The 5589-nt window shown below is 70.5% G+C and carries 5 protein-coding genes; all 5 read right to left on the bottom strand.

Annotated features, from left to right (window positions below; translation table 11 throughout):
* Positions 1 to 57 precede the first annotated feature (57 nt).
* A complete protein-coding gene (locus tag JNW91_RS29000; RefSeq protein WP_203178679.1) occupies positions 58 to 3135 on the bottom strand; it encodes a hypothetical protein in 3078 nt (1025 codons plus the stop codon).
* A 318-nt stretch (positions 3136 to 3453) separates the two neighbouring features.
* Positions 3454 to 4080 carry a hypothetical protein gene (locus tag JNW91_RS29005; RefSeq protein ID WP_203178680.1) on the bottom strand — a complete coding sequence of 209 codons (627 nt, stop codon included), beginning with the start codon at positions 4078 to 4080 and terminating at the stop codon, positions 3454 to 3456.
* Positions 4077 to 4523, bottom strand: a complete 447-nt coding sequence (locus tag JNW91_RS29010; protein WP_203178681.1) for a MerR family transcriptional regulator — start codon at positions 4521 to 4523, stop codon at positions 4077 to 4079. Before JNW91_RS29010 ends, JNW91_RS29005 begins: the two co-directional genes overlap by 4 nt.
* Positions 4520 to 4933 (bottom strand): hypothetical protein, encoded by a 414-nt coding sequence (locus JNW91_RS29015; protein WP_203178682.1) that lies wholly within the window; start codon positions 4931 to 4933, stop codon positions 4520 to 4522. Before JNW91_RS29015 ends, JNW91_RS29010 begins: the two co-directional genes overlap by 4 nt.
* 25 nt (positions 4934 to 4958) lie before the next feature.
* Positions 4959 to 5589: hypothetical protein (locus JNW91_RS29020; RefSeq protein WP_238425897.1), on the bottom strand; the 631-nt coding region annotated here is incomplete at its 5' end.

The raw sequence follows: 5589 nt of genomic DNA on the forward strand, positions 1-5589 counted from the left end.
GGGCCGCCGGCGTTCGCAACCACACCGGCGGCCCCCCCCCTACGGCAGCATTACGCGTCAGCGAGCGAGGACGGCCCCCCGGGCTCGTCCCGACTGCCGGGCGGACTGCACCCCGCCGGTCAGCGCCTCGGCGAAGGCCGGCCCCATGTGCCGCATCTCGTCGAGGATCTGTTCCAGGCGCTCGATCACCGTGTCCATGATCGGAGCGGGGGTGACCGGCTCGGGCCGGCCGGTGCCGTTGTAGATCGGCGGGTTCCACCCGGGCATCAGGTAGCCGCCGTTGTCCATGGCCACGTGCAGGTGGTTGCGGTGCAGCGGCAGCTGCGTCGGCATCGTGGTCTTCCTGCCCCGGGTCACCGCGTAGTCCCGCGTGCCGGTGCGGTGGATCAGCTCCAACAGCTGGCCCTGCCGGGCCATGAAGAACTGCGCCAGGCGGTCCTGGTTGTAGCCCATGAAGTCGACCGCCCGGCCGGAGCCGTGCCACAGCGGGTCGCCCGGCCGGTACGCGTTGCCGAAGCTGTACGGGATCCCCGACGCCTTGACCATCGCCATGATGCTGCGCCACACCCCGGAGTCCCCGCGCTGCGCGCCCGGGCTCGACGGCCACGACCCGAGCGCCGGCGTCACCTTCGAGGCGACTTCCTCCCGCGACGGGACGCGGCTGCGGCTGACATCCGTCTCGTACGGCATCCGGGCACCCCAGTCACGGCCGCGCAGCCGGTCGATCAGACCACCCGTCGCGTACCCCTGCAGCGCCTCCTTTGGGATCTGCCGGTGCCGGATCGCCTGCATCGCGGCCACGCCGTAGTAGTCCACCGCCGGCACCGGCTGCATGAACTCACCCGGCGCGGCGACGATCGGGACGCTGTCGACGCCCTTGATGCCGTGCCCGTCGATCGAGCCGCCCTCACGCTTGAAAGCGCGCGGGTTACCGGCGTAGCCACCGAACACGTCGGAGCGGACCTGCGCCAGCGTGCGGCCCGTTGCCAGGCTGCGCTGGAAGATGTACAGGTCCGTCAGCGTCTGCCCGACCCGCTCGATGCCCTCCACGAGCAGCTGCGTGGTCTTCTTCGGCGGGATGTTGCCGTACGTGCCGATCAGCTTGTCCGTCTCGGACTTGTTGAGCTTCAACTGACCGGCCTCGGTGCGGATCGCCGCGGTGCGCTTCTCGTGCTTCTTGCGAGCCTCGTCGACGGCCACGCCGGCCTCAATGTCGGCGTAGTACATCTCCCCGGACTTGACCAGCAGCTCCTGCAAGGCGTCGCGGTTGGAGCGGCCCGCCTGCGTGTGCAAATCCAAGTTGTTCTTGTTCTTGCCGATCTGCCCGGCGTTCTCCTTCACCGACGCCGACAGGTTGTCCCAGCTGGTCTGGTACGCCTCGTTGGCCTCGGTCTGCTGGATGACCGCGCCGAACATGCCCTCGTGGGCCTGCCGCAGCGCGTCCGCGATGCTCTTCTGCTGCACCATCGCCCCGGACACGGCGCCGCTGCTCACGAGCAGCCCGTTGAGCGCCTCCGCGCCGATCTCACCAAGCGCCCGGTAACGGGCGGTTGCGCCGTCCAGCTCCAACTGCAGAGCCGACACGCTTTCCTCGGTCGCCACGGTGGCATCGGCGGAGCGACCCATGGCGGCGTTGACCTCATCGATCCGCTGCCGATAGGTGCCGCTGGCGTCGGCGGCGGCTATCTGCGCGTCCGTCTTGCCCGCCAACTTGAGGGTGGCGAAGTCCGCAGCGGTCGCCTCACCAATCTGCGCCTTGCGGAACGCCTCCGCCTCCTTCGTTCCGGCGGCGAACCCGTCCGCGGTGATGTCAAGCCGATACCCGAACACACCCATGATCTTGTTGAGGTTGGCCTGGTCCTCAATCATGAACTGGAGCTTCTTGTCCCAGATATCCAGCTGATCCGTCCAGCCCTTCGCAGCGGCCAGACCGTGCACCAGGCCGGCCTGCACCCGGATCAGCTCCGCCATCAGGATGGTGACGTCCTCGACCGCCGAGGCGGCCTCATCAGCGTCATGGGCCAACAAGCTGAACGCGTCCCCCGTCGCTTCACCGATCCGGTCGAGGCCCGCGCCGAATTCGGCGATCACCGGCTCAGCCTCGTCGACCGCGTCCGCGACCCCACCGATCAACTTCCGCGCCCCGGACACCGCACCGGCGACCAGCGGGTCGACGAACCGCGACGACGCGAAGATCCGGTCAAGGTCCGGGCCCAGCTCGATCCATGCGCGGCGGATGCGCCCAATGTTGGCCAGCATCGGTCCAACGAACACGCCAGCCCGACTCTCCAAGTCACCGAGGATGAACTCACCCAAGTCACTCCCGGCCGCCTTCACCCGTTCGTCGCGCGACGCCAGGATCGCCCCACCGACGATGCCGCCGGCACCAGCCCCACCGACCACCGCCGCAGCCAGCGCACCGGCGAGCGTCGGCGCGGCCACCGCAGCGGCGATACCGACCGCGGCGAGCATCGGCGGGGACAGTGGCATCGACGCGATCAACGGCCCCAACCTCCCCACGAACCGGGTGCTGAACCCCTCGGCGGCGTCGTCGCCGACATCGCCGATCTGGTCGCGCAGCCGGGCCAGGTCGGTGCGGGCCGCCGTCGCGTCGAGACGCAGCCGCACGTTGCCGGCGTCCTTCGTCAGCTTCTCCAGCTGCTCGTCGACGCGCCCGATCGACGCGAGGGCGGTTTTCGGGTCGGCGTCGATCGTGACCGGCGGGTCTACGCCGAGCGCGGCCAGCCGCCGCTGCAGCTGGTCGACCACCCGCTGCGCCGGCGACGCCTCGACCTTCGGCTCCACCGGCACGTCGTCGACCTGGCCCAGCTGCTTCTCGAACCGCGCCAGCTGACTCAACGCCCGTTCGGTGCGGACCCGCATCTCGACGCTGTCAGCCTCGCGGGACATCGCCCGCAGCCGTGTACGCGCCGCCTCGATCGACGCGAGAGCCGACTTCGGGTCGGCCTTCACGTCGATCGGGTCGATATCCAACACCTTGAGGGCGTTGTTGAGCTGCGACGCGAAGCCCTTCGCGGCCTTCGTCGCCTTGACCTTCACGTCGCCGGACAGCTTCGAGTCGTCCGCCCGCAACTCCAGGTAGGCGTCCGACAGCTTCTTACCGCGCGCTGCCACCCGTCACCAACCCCTCGGACGCGGACCAGCCGGACCCGTCGGCGACGGCGGACCACCCGGCCTCGGACCACCCGGACCACGCTCAAACATCACCCGCACCCCCTCTGACCTGCAAAAATCCAGCAAAACCGATCGGCCCCTGACCGCCGGGGTCAGGATTTTTTTTCCCGGACAGGCCGTGTGATGGATGGACAGGGCCCGAGCCGTGATCAAAAACCGGTTCGGCGGCACCTCGGGGAGAGAAAGCCTGACCCCGGCGGTCAGGCGTCGACTCGATCCGTCCACTTTTTCCCGACTCCCGGGTCGGGTGGTCACCGGTCAGTAGTTCCGGTAGGTGAAGTAGTCGCCGCGGCGCTCCGCTTCGGCCTTCATCCGAGCGCGTTCCCGGGCCTGATAGTCCATGCGGGCTTGGCTGTTCCTGGCGATGGCCGCATCGGGCTGGTAGGCGCTCGGGGCACCGCTGCCGCCGGGCTCGATGTGGTCGGCATCGGTCCAGGCGTAGGCGTATTCGGTGGGGATGCGGGTGTCGGTGGAGAGCCGCTCGCGTGCTTCCTGGTCGGTGAGCCCGAGGTAGCTCTGCCCGACGTGGTACGCCTCGGCGAGGGTGGGCAGGGCGGCCAGGGCGGGGCGGACGGGCGCCGGGTATCGCAGCAGCACCTTCGGGTCGAGGCCGCTGGCGGTGAACGCGGGCAGGGTGTTGCCGCTTCCGGTGTACGGGCCGGAGGCGGTCTGCGCGGAGCGTGGCGTTACGTCGTAGGTGGGGTTGCCGGTGGTCGCGCGGCGGTTGTGGGCCATGACGACGTCGTTGACGTCGAGCGTCTTGCGGCCGGGCTGCGGGTTGACGGTGCGCAGGTCGACGCCCAGGCCGTCGGCCATTTGCCGTACGTCGGGTGCCACGTTGGCGTTGGCGTTGGCCGCCTTGACGGCGGCGAAGTCGATGCTCACAGGCTGTTGGCTCCTTCGCGTTGGCGGCGGGCGGCTTCGGCGGCGACCTGGTCGCGGTCGAAGATCCACGCGCCGGCGACCTTGCGGCCGTCGAGGCGCGGGCCGAGGTTGCGGACCTGCCGGACGGTGATGCCGAGCATCCGGGCCGCCTCCTTCGTGTCCGCCGGTTCGGTTGGTTGGACCGAGGCTGGCACGGTCAACTCACGCGTCAGTTCCGCGCTTCCGTTGGCGGAAGTCGACTCAGCGAGTTCTGCTTCCAGGGCGGCAATCAGGGTCACGATCCGCGGTGGCGGTGGCAGTCCGGCGCGGCCGCCGGCGGCGACGGCGGCCTGCAGGGACCGCAGCACGTCCAGGCAGGCCTGCGGGGAGGCAAGCAGCAACCGGCCCATGCCGAAGCGCACGGCGTACGCGTCGAGCACCGGCGGCGCCTGGCCGTCGTTCACCACATCTCCCAGACCTCGCGCGGCTTCGCCGGTGGTGGCTTGGCGCGGCGGTCGCGGATGGCCTTGACGGCACGCACGTCGGCCTCGGTGCAGCCGACGTAGTCCATGGCCTGCGCGATCGACGCGCCGTCGGTGAGCGCGGCGTCGATACGGGCGTAGAGGGACTCCAGCTGGTCGGTCGGCGGCTGGTCCGGCTGCCGGTTCGTGTCTCCCCCCGGCCGCCCATCGCGGTCTTGGTCGCCAGGTGCCGCCGGCGGCCCGGCGGTGGTCGTTCGATGCGGCGCGCAGAGCGGGTCGCTGGGCGCGAAGGTAGACGCCCTCTCCGCTCTTCGATTCCCGCGTGCGCCGGTGGGTTCCGTGGACGCAGCTCGTGTCGTGCCGACCGGCCGGGTGGCGTTGACGCGCTTCATCGAACTTCCCTCGCCCGGGGCGTGGTCAGTGCCCGCCGAGGCGGGCGCGGTACTCGTCGTCGGTGAGGCCGTACGCGTCCGGGCCGAGCCGCCGGGTGGGCGGGTAGAGGGCGTCGAACTCGGCCAGCTCGGGATCGAGGGCATCATCCTGACGGGCGTGGCGCATGTGCGGCGGGTACAGGTCGTCGAACTCGGACCCGTCCTCCCCTTCAGGGTGCTGCACGCGCATGTTGGGTGGCTGGAGGTGGTCGAACTCGGCCAGCTCGTCCTCGTCCCGGTCGGTCGCGGCGAGCGCGTCGACGACGTTCCGCAGTTGCGGAGTCAGTACCGGCTCCAGCGCGGCCAGGATCGGCAGGGTGATGTCCGGGTCGGTGGCCAGGTGGGAGGCCCACTCGACGGCGCTGGCGCCGGTGATCCGGCCGGTGTTCATCGCCCACGTGATCGGGTGGCTGTCACCCCACGGCTTGGCTGCGGCGGCGGCGACCGCGTACACGGCGAGCGCGGCGTTGCCGTGCAGCGCGGCCACCAGCTCGGCAGGCGGCTGCGGCTGCGTGGGTGGGGCGGTTGCGGGTCGCCGCAGCGCGAGGCCGCCGCGGCGGCGGTATCGGGTGGCGGCCCAGGCCCTGTGGGTGTGGCATCGGTCAGGCTCCTTGGAG

Origin of the sequence: Micromonospora parastrephiae, assembly GCF_016802865.1 — a bacterium.
In the GTDB taxonomy this organism is placed as follows: Bacteria; Actinomycetota; Actinomycetes; order Mycobacteriales; family Micromonosporaceae; genus Micromonospora; species Micromonospora parastrephiae.

What these genes read in the sequence shown, in the direction of transcription:
- JNW91_RS29015 (WP_203178682.1), bottom strand. Translation starts at nt 4,933, where the DNA reads ATGAAGCGCGTCAACGCCACCCGGCCGGTCGGCACGACACGAGCTGCG.